Source organism: Moraxella sp. CTOTU46934 (genome assembly GCF_031979465.1).
Classification (GTDB): domain Bacteria; phylum Pseudomonadota; class Gammaproteobacteria; order Pseudomonadales; family Moraxellaceae; genus Faucicola; species Faucicola tetraodonis.
This window is the reverse complement of sequence record NZ_DALZEG010000001.1, coordinates 200871-223004: the sequence shown is the minus strand read 5'-3', so window position 1 is coordinate 223004 and position 22134 is coordinate 200871. Positions and strand designations below refer to the sequence as shown.

Genomic DNA, 22134 nt, shown 5'->3' with positions numbered 1-22134 from the left:
CCTCATACATCTTGAAAGTAAAATTTTAAACAGCTATAAAAAAATTAACCATTTGCCGCCATGCCGTTTGCCGCGATACCATTAGCCGCGATGCCATTAGACAAGGTCACAAAATCTTGTACTGATAACGTCTCTGGACGCGCCAGTGGATTAAGTCCCCACGCCACAAGCTGGTGTTCTGTGACCGCAGGCAAAATCGGCGATTTTTTAAAAATCGCGCGCAGTGTCTTACGGCGATGATTAAATGCCTCACGCACCACAAGGGCAAACAGCTTTTCATCGTCAGCCACAATCGGTTTTTGTTGATAAGGTCTGAGTCGAAATACCGCACTCGTCACTTTGGGTGGGGGGTTGAATGCCCCATTTGGCACCGTCAGTAAATAATCGGTTTCACAATAATACTGCATCATGACGGATAAGCGACCATATTCTCTGCTATCCACCTCTGCGGTGATGCGATCCACCACTTCCTTTTGTAGCATAAAATGCATGTCTTCAATGACATCGGCAAAACTTAATAAATGAAACAATAACGGCGTAGAAATATTGTATGGCAAGTTACCGACAATGCGCATTTTCTTGTCGGTGGTAGCATTAGGGTTATCGCCAATGATTTGCTGGAATAGCGCACGGTAATTCACTTCCATGGCATTGGCTTTGACAATGGTTAAGCCCTCATTGCTATTGGCGCCAATGCGAATGCGCAAGCTGTCTGCCAAATCGGTATCAAGCTCGACAACAGTCAAGCGATTGACTTCCTTGAGTAGCGGCTCAGTAATCGCGCCCATGCCTGGACCAATTTCAACCATCAAATCATCGCGATCTGCATGAATACTGTCAATAATTCTCCCAATAATCACCTGATCATGTAAGAAATTTTGCCCAAAACGTTTTCTAGGCTGATGGGATAAAAAAGCAGAGACCGTCACTCAAAACATTCCTATAAAAATGAAATAATTATCAATGTTGTGCAGTATACGATAACCCTCACCGTCATCAGACACAAATCACTATTAAACTGCTCATTATAGCATAGCTTGACGCTCCATTATGACAATTTCATGACAACTCTAGACTATGGCAATAGGATAGCAATAGCTTTGCAACAGCATGACAACAATCTGCCCAATCGCTCAATTTGAATTTTTGTAGTTCATGTCATGCTACAAATTTTTAATGGGTCTATTTTTTGATAGGTCAATCGCCTGTCGAATTCTGATGACTAAGTTGTTATAATGCAACAAATTTAACTAACCCTTTATTTAGTGAGCATTGTATGGGCTTTAATTGTGGTATCGTCGGACTGCCAAATGTTGGTAAATCAACCCTGTTTAACGCATTGACCAAAGCTGGGATTGCGGCAGAAAACTTCCCGTTTTGTACCAAAGATCCCAATACTGGGATTGTGCCTGTACCCGACCCACGTCTCAAACAACTTGCCGATATCGTCAAGCCTGAGCGCGTTGTGCCCACCTCAATGGAATTTGTGGATATTGCCGGTCTAGTGGCAGGCGCCTCCAAAGGCGAAGGCATGGGTAATCAGTTCTTAGCCAATATCCGTGAAACCGATGCGATTGCCCATGTGGTACGCTGCTTTGATGATGACAACGTGATTCACGTCGATGGACGCGTCAACCCATTATCCGATATCGAAACCATCAACACCGAGCTTGCCCTAGCTGACCTTGAAGCAGTGAGCCGTGCGATTATCAATGTCGGTAAAAAAGCCAAAGGCGGTGATAAAGACGCCAAAGCCATGCTGGATGTGTTTAACAAAATTGAGCCATTTTTAGCCGATGGTAAGCCGGCGCGCATGGCAAATCTGGACGAGGATGAGAAAAAAATCATCCGCAGTTATGGTTTAATCACCCTAAAACCGACCATGTATATTGCCAACGTGAGCGAGGATGGCTTTGACAACAATCCTTATCTTGACCAAGTACGGGAATTTGCGGCAAAAGATAATGCGTTGGTGGTCGCGCTATGCAACCAAATCGAATCTGAAATCGCCCAACTGGATGACGATGAAAAACAAGAGTTTTTAGAAAGTATGGGTATGACTGAGGCAGGGCTTGACCGTGTGATTCGCGCAGGTTACGAGCTGCTTAATATGCAAACGTATTTTACTGCAGGGGTCAAAGAAGTGCGCGCTTGGACGGTCAAAGTCGGTGCGACTGCCCCAGAAGCAGCAGGCGTGATTCATACCGACTTTGAGCGTGGTTTTATCCGTGCCGAAGTGATTGCGTTTGATGATTTTATTGAATACAACGGTGAAAAAGGCGCGGCAGCGGCAGGTAAATCTCGCCTCGAAGGTAAAACCTACATCGTGCAAGATGGCGATGTGATGCACTTTAGATTTAATGTCTAAATTTTGCACTGATATGCCGATTCATACAAATAGGCAATTTTAGTTGCCTATTTTTTGCAAGTTTATTTTTTAAAAATGCTTGACTTGTATTGCAAGTCACTATCTTAATCCCTATAATATGCGTTCGTAATTTTGAGAGCCCTCGTTTCCCAGACACTCACTCTCAACTATTAACTCAAAAAGGTTTTTAAACATGAAAACTATCAGTGCTAAACCACATGAAGTGACACACGATTGGTACATCGTCGACGCTGAAGGTAAAACATTAGGTCGCTTGGCGAGCGAAATCGCATCACGCTTACGTGGCAAGCATAAGCCTTCTTACACCCCTCACGTTGACACAGGCGATTATATCGTTGTGATTAATGCTGAGAAAGTTGCCGTGACTGGTAAAAAAGCGCAAGACAAAAAATACTACCGTCACACCGGTTACCCAGGTGGTATCAGAGAGACTAACTTTACCAAACTTATCGCACACAAACCTGCTGACGTACTTAACAAAGCGGTTAAAGGTATGTTGCCAAAAGGCCCATTGGGCTATGCGATGATTAAAAAGTTAAAAGTTTACTCAGGTACTGAGCATCCTCATACTGCTCAACAACCTCAAGTATTAGATATCTAAGGAGTAACACATGGAACGCAATTACGGTACAGGTCGTCGTAAAACTTCAACAGCTCGTGTGTTCTTATCTGCGGGTACAGGTAACATCGTCGTCAATGGTAAGCCACTTGATCAATACTTTGGTCGTGAAACATCAGTAATGGTTGTTCGTCAACCTTTAGAATTACTGGATGCCGCTAGCAAATATGATATTTATGTGACTGTAAAAGGTGGCGGTATCAATGGTCAAGCGGGCGCGATTCGCCACGGTATCACCCGTGCATTGATCGAGTCAGACGAAACTTTAAAACCAGCGCTTAAAGAAGCGGGCTTTGTCACTCGTGACGCGCGTGAAGTTGAACGTAAAAAATTGGGCTTACGTAAAGCACGTAAACGTCCCCAATTCTCAAAACGTTAATATTTTTCGTGGTCGAAATTCTCGTATTGACCGCGTTTTTTGGCGTTTACAAAAAAGACTCTTGTTTACCGCAAGGGTCTTTTTTATTTACCTTAGGTAATTTATTTTATTGCAAAAATAGCATAAAATAGCAAAATTAGCGTAATTTAGGCACAGCTAAGGTGGCAATTCTGTAACAACTGATTTACAATAGCCACAAACCCAGTGTGGGAATATGGTTACCCACTTCATTAATCTGGAGGAGTTCTTAATGAGCCATGCCGAAGGCGTCGACGTTAAGCGTCGAAGAGTTTTAATCGCATCCACTGCCGCTATGGGCGCAGTCGGTGTCGCTGCTATTGCTACGCCGTTTGTGCGTTCATGGTATCCAAGTGCAAAAGCAGAAGCTGCGGGCGCACCTGTTAGCCAAGACCTAAGCAAACTCGAAGCAGGACAAATGATTGTTATCAAATATCGTGGTAAACCGATTTATCTTGTCAAACGTACCAAAGAGATGATGGATAATTTATCAAAAGTAGAATCATCACTTGCCGATCCAAAATCAGAAGGTTCATTACAACCTGACTACTGCAAAAATAATAGCCGCTCAAAAGACAATAGTGAAGTTCTAGTGTGTGAAGGGGTTTGTACTCACTTAGGTTGTGCACCAGGTTATCGTCCTGATGTCGGCGCAGCAGATTTGGGTGGCAGCAGCTGGGTTGGCGGATTTTTATGCCCCTGTCACGGCTCAAAGTATGACTTAGCTGGACGTGTTTTTAAGGGTCAACCTGCGCCTCGTAATTTGCCAGTTCCTGAGTATAGCATCAGCGGTACTATCTTAACGGTGGGGGCATAATATGAGTGCAAAGAAATTTATGCATTGGGTGGATGCGCGCTTTCCAGCGACAGAAACTTATGAATACCATATGTCAAAGTATTACGCACCAAAGAATTTCAACTTTTGGTACTTCTTTGGCGTATTATCAATGGTGGTATTGGTCAATCAGTTAGTGACGGGTATTTGGCTAACCATGATGTTCAACCCAAGTGCAGAAGGCGCATTTGCTTCTGTAGAATACATTATGCGTGATGTACAAGGTGGTTGGTTAATCCGTTATATGCACTCCACTGGTGCCTCGGCATTCTTCGTGGTCGTGTATCTGCATATGTTCCGTGGCTTGTTGTATGGTTCATACCAAAAACCCCGTGAACTGGTTTGGCTCATCGGTATGGGTATCTATCTGTGCTTAATGGCAGAAGGTTTCTTCGGTTACTTATTACCTTGGGGTAATATGTCTTTCTGGGGTGCGCAGGTTATTTTAAATTTACCAGCCGCGATTCCATTTATTGGTGATGCATTGGGAGAATGGGTAAAAGGTGACTATATCATCTCGGGTATTACCTTAAACCGTTTCTTCGCCTTGCACGTTGTTGCGATTCCTTTGATTTTAGTGGGTCTGGTATTTGTTCACTTGGTAGCATTGCACCATGTTGGTTCTAATAACCCAGATGGTATCGATATCAAAAAACTTAAAGATAAAAATGGTGTACCCCTTGATGGCGTGGCTTTCCACCCGTACTACACTGTGCATGATATGATTGGTATCGTGGTATTCTTTATCATTTTCTTTACCGTGGTATTCTTCTTCCCAGAAGGCGGCGGTTTCTTCCTTGAGCCACCAAACTTTGAAGCAGCAAACCCACTTAAAACACCTGCTCACATTGCCCCTGTTTGGTACTATACGCCTTTTTATGCGATGTTACGTGCAACTCCGTCTATGTTTGGTTCAGCCCTGCCGGGTGTTATTGTGATGGCAGCATCAATTGCTATTTTATTTGTATTGCCTTGGTTAGACAAATCGCCTGTGCGTTCAATGCGTTATAAAGGTATGTTGTCAAAAATCGCACTTGCTATCTTTGTTGTTAGTTTCTTGATCTTAGGTTACTTAGGGGTAATTCCATCAAGTGATACCGCAACGCTTGTGGCACGTATTTGTACTATTTTGTATTTCTTGTTTTTCTTGCTAATGCCAATCTATACATCGATTGAAACTTGCAAACAGCCACCTGAACGTGTAACTGGAGGTCACTAATGAAAGCGGTTAAAAAATTAGTTGCTGGATTGGGTTTGACAGTTGCACTAGGTTTGGGCGCGACAGCCGCACAAGCTAGCGAAGGCGGCTGTGGCACCTACAAAACAGTTGAGGGTAAAGACGCGCATTTGGCATGTGAAAAAGCCCCTGTAGATTTGACCAATAAAGCGTCGATTCAACGTGGTGCCTCATTATTCATGAGTTACTGTGCGGGCTGTCACTCAGCACAGTATGTTCGCTACTCAAAAATGTACAAAGACTTGGACATTCCAAAAGAGTTGGTGGAAAAATACTTGATGCTGACCACTGACCAAGTCGGTGACCATATCAATGCAGGCGTTGACCCAGAGCTTCAAAAAGCATGGTTTGGTGCGCAGCCACCTGATTTGTCACTTGAGACGCGCCTTCGTGGTAATGATTGGGTTTATACGTACTTGTTAGCCTTCTATGAAGATCCAAGTCGTCCTTGGGGTGCCAACAATATCGTACTGCCGAATGTTGCCATGCCGTTCGTCCTTCATGATATGCAAATGAATACCTCAAAAGAAGAATATCGTCGTAACATTGGTGATATCGTCAACTTTATGGCGTGGATGGCAGAGCCGCAAGCGCACCAACGTAAAGTCTATGGTTTTTGGGTCATTTTATTCTTACTTGCGTTATTAATTCCAGTGTACTTACTCAATAAAGAATTCTGGAAAGACGTTAAATAAGCGTTGATACAAAAAATTAACTAATGGTTGATATAAGAAAAGGTAGCTTAGGCTGCCTTTTTTTATGCGCATTTATTGCTTGGTTGCTACGATAACTTTCACAGTTATTGCTAATTCAGTCATTTTAAGCTAGGCTTACCCTTTACGCTGATACAGCTTATTATTTTTAACTATGTTGACCCCTACTTCGAACACCCCGTTGATTTATGCCGATGATGGCTACCTAAGTCACCAATTAAGACTGGTTTTACTTGAGAAAAAAATAGAATTTAGCGAGACGAACATTCGTGATGATGAGGATTTTGCCGAAGATTTACCTGATATCAACCCTTACAACACGCTGCCGGTATTCATTCATCGTGAATTGATTTTATATAACAATCGCATTATTTTTGAATACCTTGAAGATCGCTATCATCAGAACAAACTACTACCAGAAAATCCGATTGAAAAGGCACAATACCGTCAATTATGGTGGCGCATTGAGAAAGATTGGATTAAATTGGCAGATACGCTATTGACCCATAAGGATACCTTAGATGTCAATCAAGCAAAGATGGCAAGAAAACAACTGACTGAATCTCTTGTTACCATAGCGCCGCTGTTTGCCCATAAAGCTTTTTTTCTTTCAGATACTATGGGTGTATGTGATTGTATTTTGTCATCGATTTTATATCGCTTAAAACCCATGGGTATTGAATTGCCGCTGCACCTGTGCCGTCCGTTGTATCAATATATGGAGCGGATGTTTAATCGCCCAACCTTTAAAACCAGTTTAAAATAGTAATCATTAAAATAAGAGAATCACCATGGAAAACGACTTTCAACTCACCCCGACTCGCCCTTATATGGTACGCGCTATTTTTGAATGGCTTGAAGACAATAACCTGACCCCACATATCATGGTCGATACGACACAGCCCAATGTCACGGTGCCTGTCGAATATGTGCAAGATGGTCGTATCGTACTTAATATCGCCAGCCGTGCCACAGGTAATTTGGTCATTAATAATGATTTTATTCATTTTCATGCGCGATTTGGCGGTGTTTCGCAAGAATTATGGGTACCGATGCAAGCGGTGATGGGGATTTATGCCAGAGAAAATTCACAAGGCATGTTCTTTGACCCAACGGAATACGATAATGTGCCGCAATCTGAAATCAATGCCAGTCAACCAGCAGAGTCCACCGACGCACAACGTCCAAAACGTGAGAACAAAGCAGGGTTAAAAATCTTGGATTAGTGCATTGTCACTGGCAATATGGGTTTAATTTTGTTAAAATAATCAATTACTTTTTTAGTTTTGAATAGGATAACCATAGTCATGGCACGTGTCACTGTAGAAGATTGTCTAGAAAATATCCACAACCGTTTTGATTTGATTCTTATTGCCAGTAAACGTGCGCGCCAAATCGCACGCGGTGTATCAGAACCTATGGTTGAGCGTGAAAATGATAAACCAACCGTACTTGCCCTACGCGAAATCGCTGATGGACTGGTGACTAAAGAGATTTTAAATCAACCTGAGCGCGAATTGCCTAACAAATTTCACCATGTTGATTTGAGCATTTCAAGTGGTCATGGATTCTAATGGTAGCTTAAGCCACTGTTACTAGTTAGCGACTATTATTTTATAAAAAGTCACCTTTTTTAGGTGACTTTTTAGTTGAATTAAACGTGGAATGAAACGTGGAATTATATGTAACTTAGCTTGACAATTCGCAGTAATTTTGCGAATAATTAAGATATCTTTATAATACGTTTTTGCTAACTTTAGCTGGTTTGATACCAGCTATTTTTATCCAACCGTTTTTTATGATAGAGTTAACTGCTGACCAGGACAATATGAATTTTTTAGCAGGTTAAACCTATCGATCGTACGTTGAGGGCACATTTTTGAATATATCAACTTTACCAAAATTAAGCCATCCTGATGTGGATATTGCACAGTTTGACCTAATGCGTGTATTGGATTATTTGGATGATGACGAACAGCAAATTGTTCTCAAAGCCTGTGCCTTTGGCGACCAAGCCCATATCAAAGATAAACGCAAATCTGGCGAGCCTTATATCACCCACCCTATGGCGGTAGCGGAGATTTTGGGTAGTTTTCGCATGGATGTCGATACCATTGTGGCGGCGATTTTGCATGATACCGTGGAAGATACGCCTACCACTGAAGAAGATTTGACCCGAGAGTTTGGCAAGGCAGTTGCGCAAATCGTCAATGGTGTCACCAAATTAAAATCCTCCAATGAAAAACACATCAATAAAGCCGCGACTTTTTACCGCATTATTACCGCAACGCTAGAAGACCCGCGCGTGTTGATTGTCAAATTGGCTGACCGCTTGCACAATATGACCACCATTGAAGCTGTGCCTGAAAAAAAACAACAGGCAACCGCACAAGAAACGTTGGATTTTTATGTGCCGTTTGCTCGTACGCTTGGGCTGAATGATTTAGCCGACTATATCGAGATTTTATGTTATCGCAGCCTAAATGCGCCTATGTATAACAAGTTATCCGATAAGCTTATGCAGCATGGTTTGGGGCGCACCTTTCAACAAGAAGCTATTCATAACTATTTAAATATCGTTTTGAGCCGACTGGATGTTAAAGGTTATGTCAAAGATGTCGATAATCGCGTGACTTTGTTTCGCCAGTTCTTTAAAAACCGCGGCGAAATCACCGATTTGCTGTGGCATTATGAATTTATGCTGGTCATGGATAAAGTGGAAGACTGCGACCAAATCGCCAAGTATTTTATCAATAAATACCAAATTGCGCCTGAGTGTATCGAAGACAATATCCGCCATCCGCGTGCGGGGGGCAACCAAGCACTGACCATTACCTATAAAAACGGCCATGATACCATCAAAGTGGTCATTCTGACTAAAACCATGCTCAAAACCACCCGTTTAGGGATTTTGATGGGTGAAGCAGCATCGCCTCTTAGCCAGTCGGTAATTCAGGCCTCTCTACGCAATCTGCAAAACTTGATTGCCGACAATGAAAGCGATATCGAAGAGCAGCCGTCTGATGCGGTGACGGTGGTCGATAAACTGATTGATTATCTTCACGAACGTAAAATTATTTGCTATACCCCAAACGGTGATGCTTATGAGTTGCCGCGCGGCTCCACAGCGCTTGACTTCGCCTATACTATCAGTACCCATATCGGTAACCGTGCAACCGGCGCTGAAATCAATGGCGTAGAAGCCAAACTGGGTACGATTTTGAAAACCGGCAATAGGGTCAAAATTCATACCGACCCCAATGCGATTCCAAAAGCGGAGTGGCTGGGTTTTGTGGCAACCAATAAAGCGCGGCGTGCCTTGTTTGAATGGTTAAAAGGCTTAAATCCAGAGCAAAAAGAGCACGAAGGTAAAACCGCCTTTGAGCGCGCGCTTAAAACGCAAAATCTTTCACTCGCTGATGTGAGTGATGAACAATGGCAATTGCTACTTGATTGGCGTGGCTTACAGGATAAAAGTGCGTTCTTTACGGAGTTTACCACAGGTAAATTGCTACCGCAGATTGCCGTTTCGCGCTTATTGACCCAAGAGCAGCTTGCTAAAAACCAAGCCAGCGCCCATGCCGCTAACCAACCGCAAAGCTTGATTGCGGATGCCGCCAATATGGAGATGAATTTTTCCAGCTGTTGTCATCCTGTGTATGGCGACCCGATTGTCGGGCATATTTCAAAAAATGGCTTGGTGGTGCATCGACATAAATGTTTTTCAATTGATGAAATTCGCCGTGTCAATGAATACCAAGTGATTCCGCTACATTGGCGAGTGTCTAACAGTGAGGATGAGATATCCAAGCGTATTTATTTTGATGCCGCGCTAAAAATTAATCAAAACCTGACCGATGAGCAAATCAGCGATTTAATCTTTATTGTACGTGATACTCAGGCGGGTTTTGAGTATATTGAACAGCGTAATGGCTATACCTTGCTGTTTGTGGTGGTGCAAAGCCGTGCCCAGATTGCAAGCTTAATTCAGCGTTTACGCACCTTCTTGGGCTACCCCAATATTGTAAGACTGTATCAATGGAATGACGAAGTGCTACTTTCTCAGAGCCAAAACACGTCTGCGCCAAAAAATAAAGATATTTTATAAACCCATCATACTGTAATAGGAAATAATATGAGCCGTGACATCATTCATACTGACAATGCCCCTGCTGCGGTAGGCACTTATTCACAAGCCGTGAAGGTTGATAAGACTGTCTATATTTCAGGTCAAATCGGACTCGACCCAAATACCATGACCCTAGCCGATGGCTTTGTCAATCAGGCCAACCAAGTCATGTCAAACATCGAGGCTATCTGCCAAGCCGCAGGTGGTTCGTTAGCCAATGTGGTGAAGTTTAATGTTTCGCTCACCGATTTGGCAGATTTTACGGCCTTAAATGAGATTTTTGCGGCGCGTTTGTCTGCCCCTTACCCTGCCCGTGCCGCGGTGCAAGTGGCTGCCTTGCCAAAAGGTGCGGTGATCGAAATTGAAGCGATTTTGGTTTTAGATTGATTTTGGTTTTAGATGAATGTTAACCCGCTCAAATGGAAGGTGAGTTACAAGACTTGCCTTTTTTTATGTCAAATTTTTGCCCATCTGACCACAGTTTAACGCCTAGAATTGGGCTATAATTTAACCCTACAACAATTTTTAAAGGTGTGTTTTGCTAATCCAAGTTGCCTTACCTGTGCCCATTGATTCGGTGTTCGATTATCGCGTTGTGGGCGATGCGTTGCCCGCGATTGGCTGCCGCGTCCGAGTACCGTTTGGTGCGCGCAAATTGGTCGGCATCGTGGTGGCGCATATTGAGCACAGTCAGCTTACGCAAAATGCGATTAAACCTGTATTGGACATACTTGATGATCTGCCGATTGTCGATGAGGTCTTGCTAAAACTCGCTTATTGGCTGTCTGCTTATTACTGCTATCCGCTTGGCGATGTGTTTTCTGTCATGCTGCCGACGTTAATTCGTCAAGGGATGACGCTTGACTACCGACAATTATGTTGGCGACAATTACGCGATGCCACTGACGAGGATTTTTCCGCCAGTGCCAAAAAACAACGCCAACAATTTGCTTTATGTGAATTGGTCATCAACTCGCATGGCAATTCGCATAGTAATTCGCATAGCAATGACACAAAGCTTGTAACTGAGTTTGCGCTATTAGACAACGGTGTCGAACCCGCTTATTTAAAAAAATTTGAGCAAAAAGGTCTAATGGCGCCTGTTTATCAAATGCCGTCTTTACCCAAGCTTGCTAAGCTTGCCACCACGCCGCTTAGCTTAAATTTACAGCAACAACAAGCGGTGCAAAAAATCAGCCGCGCCTGCCAGCAGCCACACTATGAAGGTTTTTTGCTCAATGGCATTACCGGAAGTGGTAAGACCGAAGTGTATTTGCAAGTGATGCAAACGGTACTGGCACAAGGCAAACAAGTGCTTATCTTAGTGCCAGAAATTGGGCTGACCCCACAGACCAGACAGCGATTTGCCGAACGATTTGACGCCCAAGTATTAATGCTACATTCGGGGCTTAATGACACCGTGCGGCTTGATGGCTGGCAACAATGCCGACTGGGCTATGCGCAAATTATTATCGGTACCCGTTCGTCAGTGTTATACCCATTTGCCAATTTAGGGCTGATTATTGTCGATGAATCGCATGACCAATCTTACAAACAGCAAGACTCACTGCGCTATCACGCCAGTGACGTGGCGCTCTATCGAGGGTTTCAGCTTAATTGTCCGGTGATTTTGGGCACCGCGACGCCATCGCTTGAAAGCCTGTATCTGGTCCAACAAGGTAAACTCACCGAGCTTACTTTGACCCAGCGTGCAGGCGATGCCAAACCTGCCGCTATGCAGCTGATTGATGCGCGCCAGCAGGCATGGCAAAACGGTTTGGCACAAAGCTTAATTCAAGCCATTCGGCAAACGTTGGATAAAGACGAGCAAGTATTGGTATTTTTAAACCGTCGTGGCTACGCACCCATCTTATTGTGTGATGCTTGCGGTTGGCAAGCAGACTGCCCGCGCTGTGATGCGCATTTGACAGTGCATTTTCAGCCAGTGGCAATGCTAAAATGCCACCACTGCGATTGGCAGCAAGCCATCCCGAACCATTGTCCCAGCTGTGGTAGTAGCAATCTTGACCCTGTGGGCATGGGTACGGCGCGAATGGTTGAAGGGTTAACTGAGCTTTTCCCCGATGTGCCTGTGATTCAGATTGACCGCGATACCACGCGTAAAAAAAACAGTTGGGAGCAAGTGTATCAGCGTATTGCTGATAATCCCAAAGCCATTTTGGTGGGCACGCAAATGGTGGCAAAAGGGCATCATTTCCCCAATGTGACGTTGGTGGCAATCCCCAATGCCGACCGTGGTTTTTTATCCTCAGATTTTCGCTCGCCTGAGCATACCGCCCAGCTGATTATCCAAGTGGCAGGTCGTGCAGGTCGTGCCGATAAAGCAGGTCTGGTACTGATACAAACCCTGCAACCTGAAAATCCGGCGTTACTGACTTTGGTACGTGAAGGATATCTGAATTTCGCCCAGCAATTATTGGCTGAGCGGCGCATGTTGGGATTGCCGCCATTGACTTACGCTTGTTTAGTACGGGTGGAAAGCAAATCGTTAGAAAACAATCAGCAAATTTTGCATCAAGCGATGGCGCTGTTACCATCACGCCAGCACATGACAGCCTTGGGCATTGCCATTAATGGCCCGGTGGATGCGCCGATGGCAAAGAAAAACAGTCGCTATCACTCGCATTTATTAATTTTGACCAAAACACGACACGTTCGCCAGCAGCTATTGTCAGACTGGTGGCGACAGACAATTGCGTTGCCATCGGCAAAGTATGCCAGACTATCGATTGACATTGATCCGATGAGTTGGTCTTAACCTGACTTGCAAAACCATTGCTTTTGCTAAAGCGCTTATTTCACGATGATCTTTAAATGGGCTTTTTTCAAGTCGCTGATTGGGCTACAATTTAGCTAATTTTTACCATTAATTAGTGTAAGTAAATAACAATGACCTCACAACCGCTTCAAGATTCAAAGCAGCCCACTGGCGCGCACCTTAACGACCCTCATGTGCCGCATCATGATCAGCCTAATGCGCATGGTCATGGCAACAATCACCGCCATGATAACGCTGACCACAATCATAGTCATAGTCATAGTCACAGCCATACCGATAATCAGCGTATCGTCACGATAGCGTTTGCCATCATTGCCAGCTATATGATTGTTGAAGTCATCGGCGGTTATATTACTGGCAGTTTGGCGTTGTTATCAGATGCAGGTCATATGTTTAGTGATGCGGTGTCACTTGCCATGACTTTGTTTGCGTTTATCATCGGTAAAAAATCTGCTACCTCCCATAAAACTTTTGGCTATCGCCGTTTTGAGATTTTGATTGCGCTCATCAATGGTCTGACGCTACTGATTATCAGTGCAGGTATCATTTATGAAGCGGTGCTGCGTTTTCAGCAGCCGCCACAAATCGCCACCACGGGTATGCTAGTTATCAGTACTATTGGGCTTATCGTCAATTTGGTGGTCGCCAAACTGATGCACGGTGGTGATACCGATAATCTCAATATGAAAAGCGCTTATTTACATGTATTAAGTGACTTGCTAGGCTCGGTTGCTGCGATTATTGCTGCTATTGTGATTATGCTGTTTGGCTGGGTGTGGGCAGATGCGGCAGTGAGTATTTTGGTGGCGCTACTGATTGTTCGTAGTGGCTATGCTGTCGTCAAAAACGCCGCCCATATCTTGATGGAAGGCGCGCCCAATGATATTGACCAAAGCGTTATTATCAACACCCTCTCTGCCCACCCAAACGTGTTATCTGTTCATGATTTACATGTCTGGACGATTACCAGCGGCTTACATAGTTTATCTTGTCATATCATTGTCCCAAGCTCGCTTACCCTGCAGCAAACTGATGCGCTATTATCAGACTTACAGCATGAGTTACAGCATTTAGGCATTGGGCACAGTACCATTCAATTTGAGAGTGATTTGCATGCGCACTCCGCGCAGTTTAATTGTGACATTACCAGCACACCCCCTGTCCATGCGCACGCGCACGCGCACTAACCGAATTTTTGACCCGAAGTGCAAAAAGTCGATGTTGCCGTTCAGCGTTTTTAGTTTTTGTTTTGTGGGGTTTGCTGTTTGCTTGCTTAATTTTTCTTATGATTAACTGCTTAATTTTGCGCATTACTTAGGCTAAATATGTTAGGATGAATCAGCACGCTGCTGTGGCAAGCCTTATTTGCTAAACGCTTGCTAAACGTTTGCCAAATAATTAAACATCTGTATTTAATATCCACATTAGGTTTCTATTAAATCTATATAACAATCATTAGCTTACTGGAGGTAAACGCGTATGACACACCGTTCTGCACCTTTTGTGGCACCCAACTTGCATCTCACCCAATCTGATGGCTCAGACAATTCAGATAATGGCAATCCCTCAGCATTGCTGGTCGATGAAAAGTCGCATAAAAAACAGGTCAAGTTATTGCTTTCCACCTTGCAAGCTGATATTACCCAGTTTCGGGATAATTTTTTTCCGCCGCCCTATCTGACCCAAATTCAAGATTTGCCTATTTATGCAGGCAATTTGGCAGAGGTGCAAAGCTATGAGCAAACCTGGCAAGCTTTGATTGACCGCGCCAAAGGATTTTATCCTTCGGCAGGATTGCCGCCTGATTATCTGCCATTACCCGCAAGCCTTGAGATACCGCAGTTTATTTATCATGTGCAAAAACTGCATTTGACCCGTACCAAAGCCAAAGAATCCAAAAATTTTGGCTCGGTGGGTGCACTGGTTGAAAAATGCGGTCCGTATGAGGATGCCCAGTTGATGGCGATGGAAAATGCCTTAGCCAAAGGCGAAGACGTGCGGCTGGTGGCGCATCGTGAATTTATTGATTTACGTGCTTATGTGTTTTGTCGCAATCCCAAAGGCGAATTGCTAGAGCCTGAACGGATTCGTTTTTATCGCACAGGTTTGGTCATTCAAACGTTAGCAGACTTTAAAGTGGTGGATAGTCGGCAGACTCCCCGTAAGAAACGCAATGACGCCTATAAAAATGCAATTGCCGATAACGGGATTTGGAAAATTTTTGTCAAAAATTAAAAATAATTGAGGTTTTGTATGTTTGTGCTTGCTGCCAGTGCTGATAGTTCTATGATGCTTGACGCAACTATCTTTTTGGGTACGGCAGTGATTTTGATACCGCTTGCAAAGCGTTTTGGTATCGCCACGGTATTGGGTTATTTGTTTACAGGCTTATTGCTGGGTCCAAGTTTTTTGAAAGTTGCGGGTAACCCCGATGACTTGCTGCATTTTTCTGAATTTGGGGTCGTGCTGCTATTATTTATTATTGGTTTAGAGCTACAGCCCTCTCGGCTTTGGGCACTTAGGCAACAGATTTTTGTGTTAGGCGGGCTGCAGGTGATTGTCACGGGCGTGGTGCTGATGCTGCTATCGTGGTATTTTTTAGATATTCGGCTATCAAATAGCTTTGTCATCGGTTTTGGCTTGGCGCTGTCATCAACGGCGTTTGTGTTGCAGTTATTGGGTGAAAAAAAGCAGCTTGCCACCACGCATGGTCAGCAAGCCTTTACTATTTTATTGTTTCAAGATATCGCGGTTATTCCTTTACTTGCCGCATTGCCATTTTTGTCGGGCGCGCAAGAGCAAAATTACGATTGGATTTATTTTGCCAAAGTCATCAGTATTTTTGCTGGCATGATATTTGTCAGTCGGTTTGTGGTACGTCCTTTCTTTAAGTTTGTAGCTTCTAGTAACGCCACCGAGCTGCTCACCGCCACGGCGTTATTTATCGTACTGGGTGTGTCGCTATTGATGAATTATATAGGCTTGTCAATGGCACTTGGGGCATTTTTAACCGGGGTGCTACTGGCTGACTCCGAATACCGCCACGAGTTAGAGGCAAGTATTGAGCCATTTAAAGGGTTGCTGCTTGGGCTGTTTTTTATGTCAGTTGGCATGCTTACCAACGTCAAATTAATTGTCGCCAAGCCCTTTCTCATCATTGGTTTGGCAGTATTGCTGATGCTCATTAAGTTTGTGGTGCTGACAATCATTGCGCGGCTCATGGGCAACAAAAACGAAAGCAGTATCCGTCTTGGGGTGACGCTAGCGCAAGGCGGGGAATTTGCGTTTGTACTGTTTAGCGTGGCGACCGCCCAGCATCTGTTAACCCGTGAACAACAAAATATTCTAAACCTTGTGGTGACTGTCTCAATGGCAATGACGCCACTGGCATTTTTATTACTGGAAAAAATTGGCAATCCGATATTTGCCAAAGCTAAGCCCAGTAAAGAATACGACAAAATACCCAACCATGAGCACGCAGTGGTGATTGCAGGCTTTGGACGTGTCGGGCAAATCATCGGTCGTGTGCTACGCATGCACAATATTGAATTTACCGCGATTGAAAAATCTGCCAACCAAGTCGATTTCGTCCGCAAATTTGGTAACCAAGTATACTATGGCAATCCCCAAAATCCTGAAATCCTACGCGCAGCAGGACTTCAACGAGCCAAAGTTTTTATTATTGCCATTGGTGATATCGAGCTGTCTGCAACGGTGGCCGATTATGCCGTACGCAATTATCCGCATCTGACCATCTTGGCACGTGCCAAAAACCGTGAGCATTATTATCGTTTGCGCGATGCGGGGGTTAAGTATATTTGGCGAGAAACCTACCTATCTTCGCTGGATATGTCACGCGAAACCTTGGAAGTATTGGGCATGGAGCCAAAAACCGCACGAAAAACCGTGCAAATGTTCCGCGATTATGATGACGCGTTGATTGAACGGCAGCGCGCCATCTATGAAGATGAAGCCGAGATGATTGCCTCAGCACAATCGGCGATTCAAGAACTCGAAAGCTTATTTGATAGCGATATGACCACCGCGAAACATGAACTCCATAAAGAAAAAGAGCGGTTTGAAAAATTGGCTGATGAATCCTACTCGCAAACAAAAAAATAACCCAAACAAACCATCAAAAGAAACGAACATTTAAAATGTTAAAAATCATAAGGAGTACAAGCATGCAAATCCGTGTCGTACAACAAGATATTACGACCCTAGCTGTTGATGCGATTGTCAACGCTGCCAACAATTCATTGCTCGGTGGTGGCGGGGTTGATGGCGCTATTCACCGTAAAGCGGGCACGTCACTACTTGCGGCTTGTCGAGTGATTCATGATGAGCAAGGCGGTTGTCCTACTGGCAAAGCCGTGATTACCCCTGCAGGGAATTTGCCCGCCAAATATGTGATTCACACCGTCGGACCTGTTTGGCATGGCGGACAGTCAAATGAGTCAGCGCTACTAGCAAGCTGTTACACCGAGTCGCTGAAACTTGCTGAGCAAAACGGCGTTAAAACCATTGCTTTTCCCAATATTTCAACCGGTGTGTATCGTTTTCCAAAACAACAAGCCGCACAAATTGCGGTAAACACCGTAAAAGATTTCGTCAAACAAAACGAAAATCATGAATTTGAAGACATTATCTTTGTCTGTTTTGATGCAGAAAATTATCAGCTTTATCTAAATTTAGTCCAACCCGAAAATTAAAATATGCAAATTTTACATGATGGCGAAGCTTTGACTATCGCAAAGCAGTATCTGAACGTAATGTCCAAATCCATGGGCGACTGCCAACTTGCAATCATGAAAAATGAAACAATAAACCGCCTTAAGGGTGCATGATATCAGAGCCTACACCCACTGCGACCAGACCTGCCAACGGGCGATTGTGTATAAATCTTGGGTCATTTTTGCCGACAATCATTGCCAATATTTACAAAAATTAACAATTCAATGTTTAATAAAAAAACAGCCTAATTTTAGACTGTTTTTTTAATGTTTTTTGATTAACAAGGGCATCGCTTCATGCCACCGCCATTACTCGGGTAGCGCGCATCGACGCAGTAGCGAAAAAAGGTCTTTTCATCCATTGGCTCTAGGTCAGGATGCTGCTCCTGCATATGGCTAACGTAGGTGGCATAATCAGGGACACCGACCATCAAACGAAAGCTTTGTTGCATTCGTTTGACCAACGTGATTAGGCGGGTCATATTTTTTGGGCTAAAAATCACCTCCTTTTGCGCTTTTAAGGTCATTTTAATCAAGTTGGCGATTAACGCATTATTACTCATGTGACGCTCCTTCTATCTGCCTAGCATGGTTTTGGTGAAAATCGAGCAATTGCACAATATAAGTGCAATCACTGTCAATTTTTCACTAATGCGGTGCAGAAATATTCAAGGGTTTTGGATCTTCATAAATCGCCTCACCTTCAACCACGGTAGGTTTATCACTTGCCAAGGCTTTTGTTAATGCGCGAATCGTACCGAAAATCATGACAATCATCACAATCATAAAGAAGCCACAAAGCACGGCATCCACATAGTTTGAGAATACGATGGTTTGCATCTCATCCAAGGTTTTGGCAGGTTTTAACACTTCACCTTTGGCAATCGCGGCGCTGTATTTGTGCGCTTGCGCTAAGAAACCAATCGCTGGGTTTTCATGGAAGATTTTTTGCCAACCTGCCGTCAGACAGGTAATCAATAAGAAAACCGTGGGTGCCACAGTGACCCAAGCGTACTTTTGTTTTTTCATTTTAAATAAAACTGCGGTACCTAGTGTCAATGCCATGGCTGCCAAAATTTGGTTGCCGATGCCAAATAGCGGCCACAATGAGTTAATGCCGCCAAGCGGATCAATGACGCCTTGGTAGACAAAGAAGCCCCAAGCGGCGACTGCAATCAAGGTTGCAAGCAAATGCACGCCGAGATTGGTTGAGCCACGTACCGATGGCACCACGATGCCAATGGTGTCTTGTACCATAAAACGACAAGCACGCGTCCCTGCATCGACTGCAGTCAAAATAAACAAGGCTTCAAATAAAATCGCAAAGTGATACCAAAACCCCATCATCGCGGTACTACCAAAGATAGACGATAGAATATGCGCCATCCCAATTGCAAAGGTCGGTGCACCGCCTGTCCGTGAGATAATGGAGCTCTCACCCACTTGCTGCGCTAGTGTCGTAAGCGCATCGGGGGTAATTACAAACCCCAATTTTTGGATAGCGGCTGCCGCTGTCTCTGGGGTTGTACCTAAAAGCGCTGCTGGGGCATTAATCGCAAAGTACATACCAGGGTCAAGAATGGTGGCACAGATCATTGCCATGATACCAACCATCGACTCCATGAGCATACCACCGTAACCAATGGCGCGAGTATCCACTTCATTATCCACAAGTTTTGGGGTCGTACCACTTGATACCAACGCGTGAAAACCAGAGATAGCACCACAAGCAATGGTAATAAACAAGAACGGAAATAACCCGCCTTTAAATACGGGGCCCGTACCATCGATGAATTTGGTAACCGCAGGCATTTTTAACTCTGGCATGGTAAAGACAATCGCCAGTGCCAAACCTACAATCACCCCTATTTTTAAAAAAGTTGATAAATAATCACGCGGCGCAAGCAGCAACCACACAGGCAATACCGATGCTACCACACCATAAATCATCAATGCCCAAGTCAGCTGGGTACCTGTCAAGGTAAACAATTCAGCCATCGCAGGGTCTTTGGCAATATCGCCACCAAATACAATCGCCGCCATCATCAACACAAAGCCGATGATAGACACTTCCATGATTTTACCTGGGCGTAAATAACGCATGTAGATGCCCATCAGTAGCGCGATAGGAATCGTTGCCGCGATGGTAAATAGCCCCCAAGGACTGTGCGCTAGCGCCTTGACCACCACCAGTGCCAGTACTGCAAGAATGATGACCATCACGCCGAGTGCACCAAGCATCACCGTAATACCCGTAAAAGTACCCAGCTCGTCTTTTGCCATTTCACCCAGTGATTTGCCATCACGGCGGGTCGAGATAAATAGTACAGTAAAATCTTGTACCGCACCTGCAAATACCACACCAATGATGAGCCATAGTGTACCTGGCAAATAACCCATTTGTGCCGCTAAGATAGGACCGACTAATGGGCCTGCCCCAGCAATCGCAGCAAAGTGGTGACCAAATAAGACGTATTTATTGGTAGGCACATAATCTAAGCCATCTTTTAGGCGGTGAGCCGGTGTCACGCGGCGAGGATTGAGCTCAAAGACTTTTTTGGCGATAAATAAGCTATAGTAGCGATAAGCAATGCTATACGAACACACGGCAGCAGCAACAAGCCACACGGCATTGATACTTTCGCCGCGGTGAAGGGCAATTGTCCCTAATGCCACTGCGCCAATAATTGCAACAAGTAACCATACTATCTTTGATAGCATGGGGGAGTTACTTGTCATTGCGGAATTTGTCTGCATGTCAACTCCTTTTTATATGAAGATCATCCTAGGATAGAGATAAACGCAAGTATGTTAAAAAGCAATTGTGTTAAATGGAACTAAATCAACATGTAATTACGTTAAATAATCATTGCTAGTTTTTTGTAATATTTTGCAAATTGTAACATGGATTAATGGTTATTCGTCATTCAATGTATCACTGTTACCCAATATATACTAAATTTACTGGCTTTAGCCTGCGTCGTTGTTTGGTATAATGACCCAATCAGCTTAAAAGCCTATACATCTCAGCCTATATTTTTTTTGCATTTTTTATATATCTGTATTTTTTATGAAACATACCCTATGAAACCAACCCAAAATCATAAGCCGCAAATATTTGACCCAACAGCCAAAATGACCACGGTTGATACTGCCAGTAATGATAGTGCCAGTAATGTCGATGCCAATCTGCTACATCAGTCAACCGTAACACTTGAAGGCATGCCAAAGGTGAGCGAGTTGCAAAAACTGCAATCAGATAACCGTACAGCGCGTAAGCCTTTTCAGTGGCAGTTTTTGTTGCCGCAATATTGGGGGATTTGGCTGGGGGTTGCGCTGATTTTGCCATTAATTTATTTGCCGCTGCGCTATCAATTTAAAATCGGTCATTTTTTGGGAAAATTGTTATTTGGACTGATTAAGAGTCGCCGAGCCGATACTTTGACCAATCTGTCATTGGCGTTTCCAGAGCTCAGCGAAGATCAGCGTTTAGAGATGGCAGAGAAGATTTTTATCAATGCCGGTGTGGGTGTGTTTGAAAGTCTGTGTGCGTGGTATCGACCGGATGTATTTACCCGCTGCGTCACTGTATCAGGGCTGCAACATGTCAAAAACGCCCAATCGCAAGGTAAAGCGGTGATTTTACTCGGCATCCATTCGACTTTGCTTGATTTGGGTGGACGGCTGACCACCATGTTCACCCCGCTGGATGTGGTGTATCGACCACAAAACAATGCACTGCTTGATTGGTTCATTTTTAATGCTCGCTCAAAGGTTTATAGCGACCAAATCAGTCATCGCGATATGCGCCATTTTGCCAAAAATCTTAAAGACAACCATGTGGTATGGATCACCCCCGACCAAGATTTTGGACTTAAACAAGGCGTGATGGCAGATTTTTTTGGGGTACCCGCTGCCACTTTGACCGCACCACGTCGTATGGCAAAACTCGGCAATAAAGCCAATCCGCCTGCCGTAATGATATTGCATTTTTATCGGGAAACCCCGGATGAGATGCCAAAGGGTCGCAAACCGCATTATCACATCATCTTCTCGCCTGTCATTGACAACTACCCAACCGAAGATGAATTAGCGGATGCCAATCGCATCAATCAGCTATTAGAAAATTATATCCGTATCGACCCGACCCAATACATGTGGTTTCATCGGCGCTATAAAACCCAGCCTACTGGTATCCGCTATTACCGCTAATTTTGCTCATGTGGCTCATAGGGCTCAGCCAATTTTTGGCATGAATTTGTAGTCAAAACCCGCTATACTA

Annotated in this window: 20 protein-coding genes and 1 pseudogene; 17 read left to right on the top strand and 4 right to left on the bottom strand. The window is 44.1% G+C overall.

Annotated elements, in window-relative coordinates; genetic code table 11:
- Positions 1-44 precede the first annotated feature (44 nt).
- Entirely contained in the window at positions 45-929 is an 885-nt protein-coding gene (gene rsmA / locus RTN07_RS01005) for a 16S rRNA (adenine(1518)-N(6)/adenine(1519)-N(6))-dimethyltransferase RsmA (protein WP_312174896.1), read from the bottom strand.
- 347 nt (positions 930-1276) lie between these two features.
- Here rsmA and ychF point away from each other — a divergent pair, with 347 nt between their 5' ends.
- The 16 genes from ychF (at position 1277) to RTN07_RS00925 (ending at position 17831) form a co-directional block, all read left to right on the top strand.
- Positions 1277-2368 carry a redox-regulated ATPase YchF gene (gene ychF, locus RTN07_RS01000; RefSeq protein ID WP_284034403.1) on the top strand — a complete coding sequence of 364 codons (1092 nt, stop codon included), beginning with the start codon at positions 1277-1279 and terminating at the stop codon, positions 2366-2368.
- 193 nt (positions 2369-2561) lie between these two features.
- On the top strand, positions 2562-2990 hold the full coding sequence (gene rplM, locus RTN07_RS00995; protein ID WP_007116509.1) for a 50S ribosomal protein L13: 429 nt from the start codon (positions 2562-2564) through the stop codon (positions 2988-2990).
- Positions 2991-3000: 10 nt separating this feature from the next.
- Positions 3001-3387: a 30S ribosomal protein S9 gene (rpsI, locus tag RTN07_RS00990; protein ID WP_007116510.1), complete on the top strand. Its 387-nt coding sequence runs from the start codon at positions 3001-3003 to the stop codon at positions 3385-3387.
- Between the two features lie 250 nt (positions 3388-3637).
- Positions 3638-4222 carry a ubiquinol-cytochrome c reductase iron-sulfur subunit gene (petA, locus tag RTN07_RS00985; RefSeq protein WP_007116512.1) on the top strand — a complete coding sequence of 195 codons (585 nt, stop codon included), beginning with the start codon at positions 3638-3640 and terminating at the stop codon, positions 4220-4222.
- Positions 4223-4241: 19 nt separating this feature from the next.
- A complete protein-coding gene (locus tag RTN07_RS00980; RefSeq protein ID WP_172823566.1) occupies positions 4242-5459 on the top strand; it encodes a cytochrome b in 1218 nt (405 codons plus the stop codon).
- On the top strand, positions 5459-6172 hold the full coding sequence (locus tag RTN07_RS00975; RefSeq protein WP_312174893.1) for a cytochrome c1: 714 nt from the start codon (positions 5459-5461) through the stop codon (positions 6170-6172). Before RTN07_RS00980 ends, RTN07_RS00975 begins: the two co-directional genes overlap by 1 nt.
- Before the next feature lie 172 nt (positions 6173-6344).
- Complete coding sequence (locus RTN07_RS00970) at positions 6345-6956, top strand: glutathione S-transferase N-terminal domain-containing protein (protein WP_312174891.1); 612 nt, start codon at positions 6345-6347, stop codon at positions 6954-6956.
- 25 nt (positions 6957-6981) lie between these two features.
- Complete coding sequence (locus RTN07_RS00965) at positions 6982-7416, top strand: ClpXP protease specificity-enhancing factor (RefSeq protein WP_144917347.1); 435 nt, start codon at positions 6982-6984, stop codon at positions 7414-7416.
- 81 nt (positions 7417-7497) lie between these two features.
- A complete protein-coding gene (rpoZ, locus tag RTN07_RS00960; protein ID WP_312174885.1) occupies positions 7498-7764 on the top strand; it encodes a DNA-directed RNA polymerase subunit omega in 267 nt (88 codons plus the stop codon).
- A gap of 368 nt (positions 7765-8132) precedes the next feature.
- Positions 8133-10298, top strand: a complete 2166-nt coding sequence (locus tag RTN07_RS00955) for an HD domain-containing protein (RefSeq protein ID WP_312175393.1) — start codon at positions 8133-8135, stop codon at positions 10296-10298.
- Between the two features lie 27 nt (positions 10299-10325).
- A complete protein-coding gene (locus tag RTN07_RS00950) occupies positions 10326-10706 on the top strand; it encodes a Rid family detoxifying hydrolase (protein ID WP_099807772.1) in 381 nt (126 codons plus the stop codon).
- Positions 10707-10857: 151 nt separating this feature from the next.
- Positions 10858-13098, top strand: a complete 2241-nt coding sequence (locus RTN07_RS00945) for a primosomal protein N' (RefSeq protein ID WP_312174882.1) — start codon at positions 10858-10860, stop codon at positions 13096-13098.
- 131 nt (positions 13099-13229) lie between these two features.
- The gene (locus RTN07_RS00940) at positions 13230-14306 is read left to right on the top strand and encodes a cation diffusion facilitator family transporter (protein WP_312174880.1); all 1077 of its coding nucleotides are present in this window, start codon (positions 13230-13232) and stop codon (positions 14304-14306) included.
- A 292-nt stretch (positions 14307-14598) separates the two neighbouring features.
- Positions 14599-15354: a hypothetical protein gene (locus tag RTN07_RS00935; protein WP_143351051.1), complete on the top strand. Its 756-nt coding sequence runs from the start codon at positions 14599-14601 to the stop codon at positions 15352-15354.
- 18 nt (positions 15355-15372) lie between these two features.
- Positions 15373-17241: a monovalent cation:proton antiporter-2 (CPA2) family protein gene (locus RTN07_RS00930; protein ID WP_312174877.1), complete on the top strand. Its 1869-nt coding sequence runs from the start codon at positions 15373-15375 to the stop codon at positions 17239-17241.
- A gap of 62 nt (positions 17242-17303) precedes the next feature.
- The gene (locus RTN07_RS00925; protein ID WP_095355714.1) at positions 17304-17831 is read left to right on the top strand and encodes an O-acetyl-ADP-ribose deacetylase; all 528 of its coding nucleotides are present in this window, start codon (positions 17304-17306) and stop codon (positions 17829-17831) included.
- A gap of 124 nt (positions 17832-17955) precedes the next feature.
- Here RTN07_RS00925 and RTN07_RS00920 read toward each other — a convergent pair.
- From RTN07_RS00920 to RTN07_RS00910, 3 genes and pseudogenes are all read right to left on the bottom strand, one after another.
- Positions 17956-18057: pseudogene (locus tag RTN07_RS00920) on the bottom strand (hypothetical protein); the annotation flags it as partial.
- A gap of 73 nt (positions 18058-18130) precedes the next feature.
- A complete protein-coding gene (locus RTN07_RS00915) occupies positions 18131-18415 on the bottom strand; it encodes a YbdD/YjiX family protein (RefSeq protein WP_007115971.1) in 285 nt (94 codons plus the stop codon).
- Positions 18416-18500: 85 nt separating this feature from the next.
- A complete protein-coding gene (locus tag RTN07_RS00910; RefSeq protein WP_409455431.1) occupies positions 18501-20591 on the bottom strand; it encodes a carbon starvation CstA family protein in 2091 nt (696 codons plus the stop codon).
- Positions 20592-21074: 483 nt separating this feature from the next.
- On the opposite strand from RTN07_RS00910, the gene RTN07_RS00905 reads away from it, so the two are divergent.
- The gene (locus RTN07_RS00905) at positions 21075-22064 is read left to right on the top strand and encodes an LpxL/LpxP family acyltransferase (RefSeq protein WP_312175391.1); all 990 of its coding nucleotides are present in this window, start codon (positions 21075-21077) and stop codon (positions 22062-22064) included.
- Positions 22065-22134: the final 70 nt, after the last annotated feature.

Excerpts from the sequence above, each read along its gene's own strand:
- ychF (WP_284034403.1), top strand. The coding sequence starts at position 1,277 with ATGGGCTTTAATTGTGGTATCGTCGGACTGCCAAATGTTGGTAAATCA.
- rplM (WP_007116509.1), top strand. The coding sequence starts at position 2,562 with ATGAAAACTATCAGTGCTAAACCACATGAAGTGACACACGATTGGTAC.
- rpsI (WP_007116510.1), top strand. The coding sequence starts at position 3,001 with ATGGAACGCAATTACGGTACAGGTCGTCGTAAAACTTCAACAGCTCGT.
- petA (WP_007116512.1), top strand. The coding sequence starts at position 3,638 with ATGAGCCATGCCGAAGGCGTCGACGTTAAGCGTCGAAGAGTTTTAATC.
- RTN07_RS00980 (WP_172823566.1), top strand. The coding sequence starts at position 4,242 with ATGCATTGGGTGGATGCGCGCTTTCCAGCGACAGAAACTTATGAATAC.
- RTN07_RS00975 (WP_312174893.1), top strand. The coding sequence starts at position 5,459 with ATGAAAGCGGTTAAAAAATTAGTTGCTGGATTGGGTTTGACAGTTGCA.
- RTN07_RS00970 (WP_312174891.1), top strand. The coding sequence starts at position 6,345 with ATGTTGACCCCTACTTCGAACACCCCGTTGATTTATGCCGATGATGGC.
- RTN07_RS00965 (WP_144917347.1), top strand. The coding sequence starts at position 6,982 with ATGGAAAACGACTTTCAACTCACCCCGACTCGCCCTTATATGGTACGC.
- rpoZ (WP_312174885.1), top strand. The coding sequence starts at position 7,498 with ATGGCACGTGTCACTGTAGAAGATTGTCTAGAAAATATCCACAACCGT.
- RTN07_RS00955 (WP_312175393.1), top strand. The coding sequence starts at position 8,133 with ATGCGTGTATTGGATTATTTGGATGATGACGAACAGCAAATTGTTCTC.
- RTN07_RS00950 (WP_099807772.1), top strand. The coding sequence starts at position 10,326 with ATGAGCCGTGACATCATTCATACTGACAATGCCCCTGCTGCGGTAGGC.
- RTN07_RS00940 (WP_312174880.1), top strand. The coding sequence starts at position 13,230 with ATGACCTCACAACCGCTTCAAGATTCAAAGCAGCCCACTGGCGCGCAC.
- RTN07_RS00935 (WP_143351051.1), top strand. The coding sequence starts at position 14,599 with ATGACACACCGTTCTGCACCTTTTGTGGCACCCAACTTGCATCTCACC.
- RTN07_RS00930 (WP_312174877.1), top strand. The coding sequence starts at position 15,373 with ATGTTTGTGCTTGCTGCCAGTGCTGATAGTTCTATGATGCTTGACGCA.
- RTN07_RS00925 (WP_095355714.1), top strand. The coding sequence starts at position 17,304 with ATGCAAATCCGTGTCGTACAACAAGATATTACGACCCTAGCTGTTGAT.
- RTN07_RS00915 (WP_007115971.1), bottom strand. The coding sequence starts at position 18,415 with ATGAGTAATAATGCGTTAATCGCCAACTTGATTAAAATGACCTTAAAA.
- RTN07_RS00910 (WP_409455431.1), bottom strand. The coding sequence starts at position 20,591 with ATGACAAGTAACTCCCCCATGCTATCAAAGATAGTATGGTTACTTGTT.
- RTN07_RS00905 (WP_312175391.1), top strand. The coding sequence starts at position 21,075 with ATGCCAAAGGTGAGCGAGTTGCAAAAACTGCAATCAGATAACCGTACA.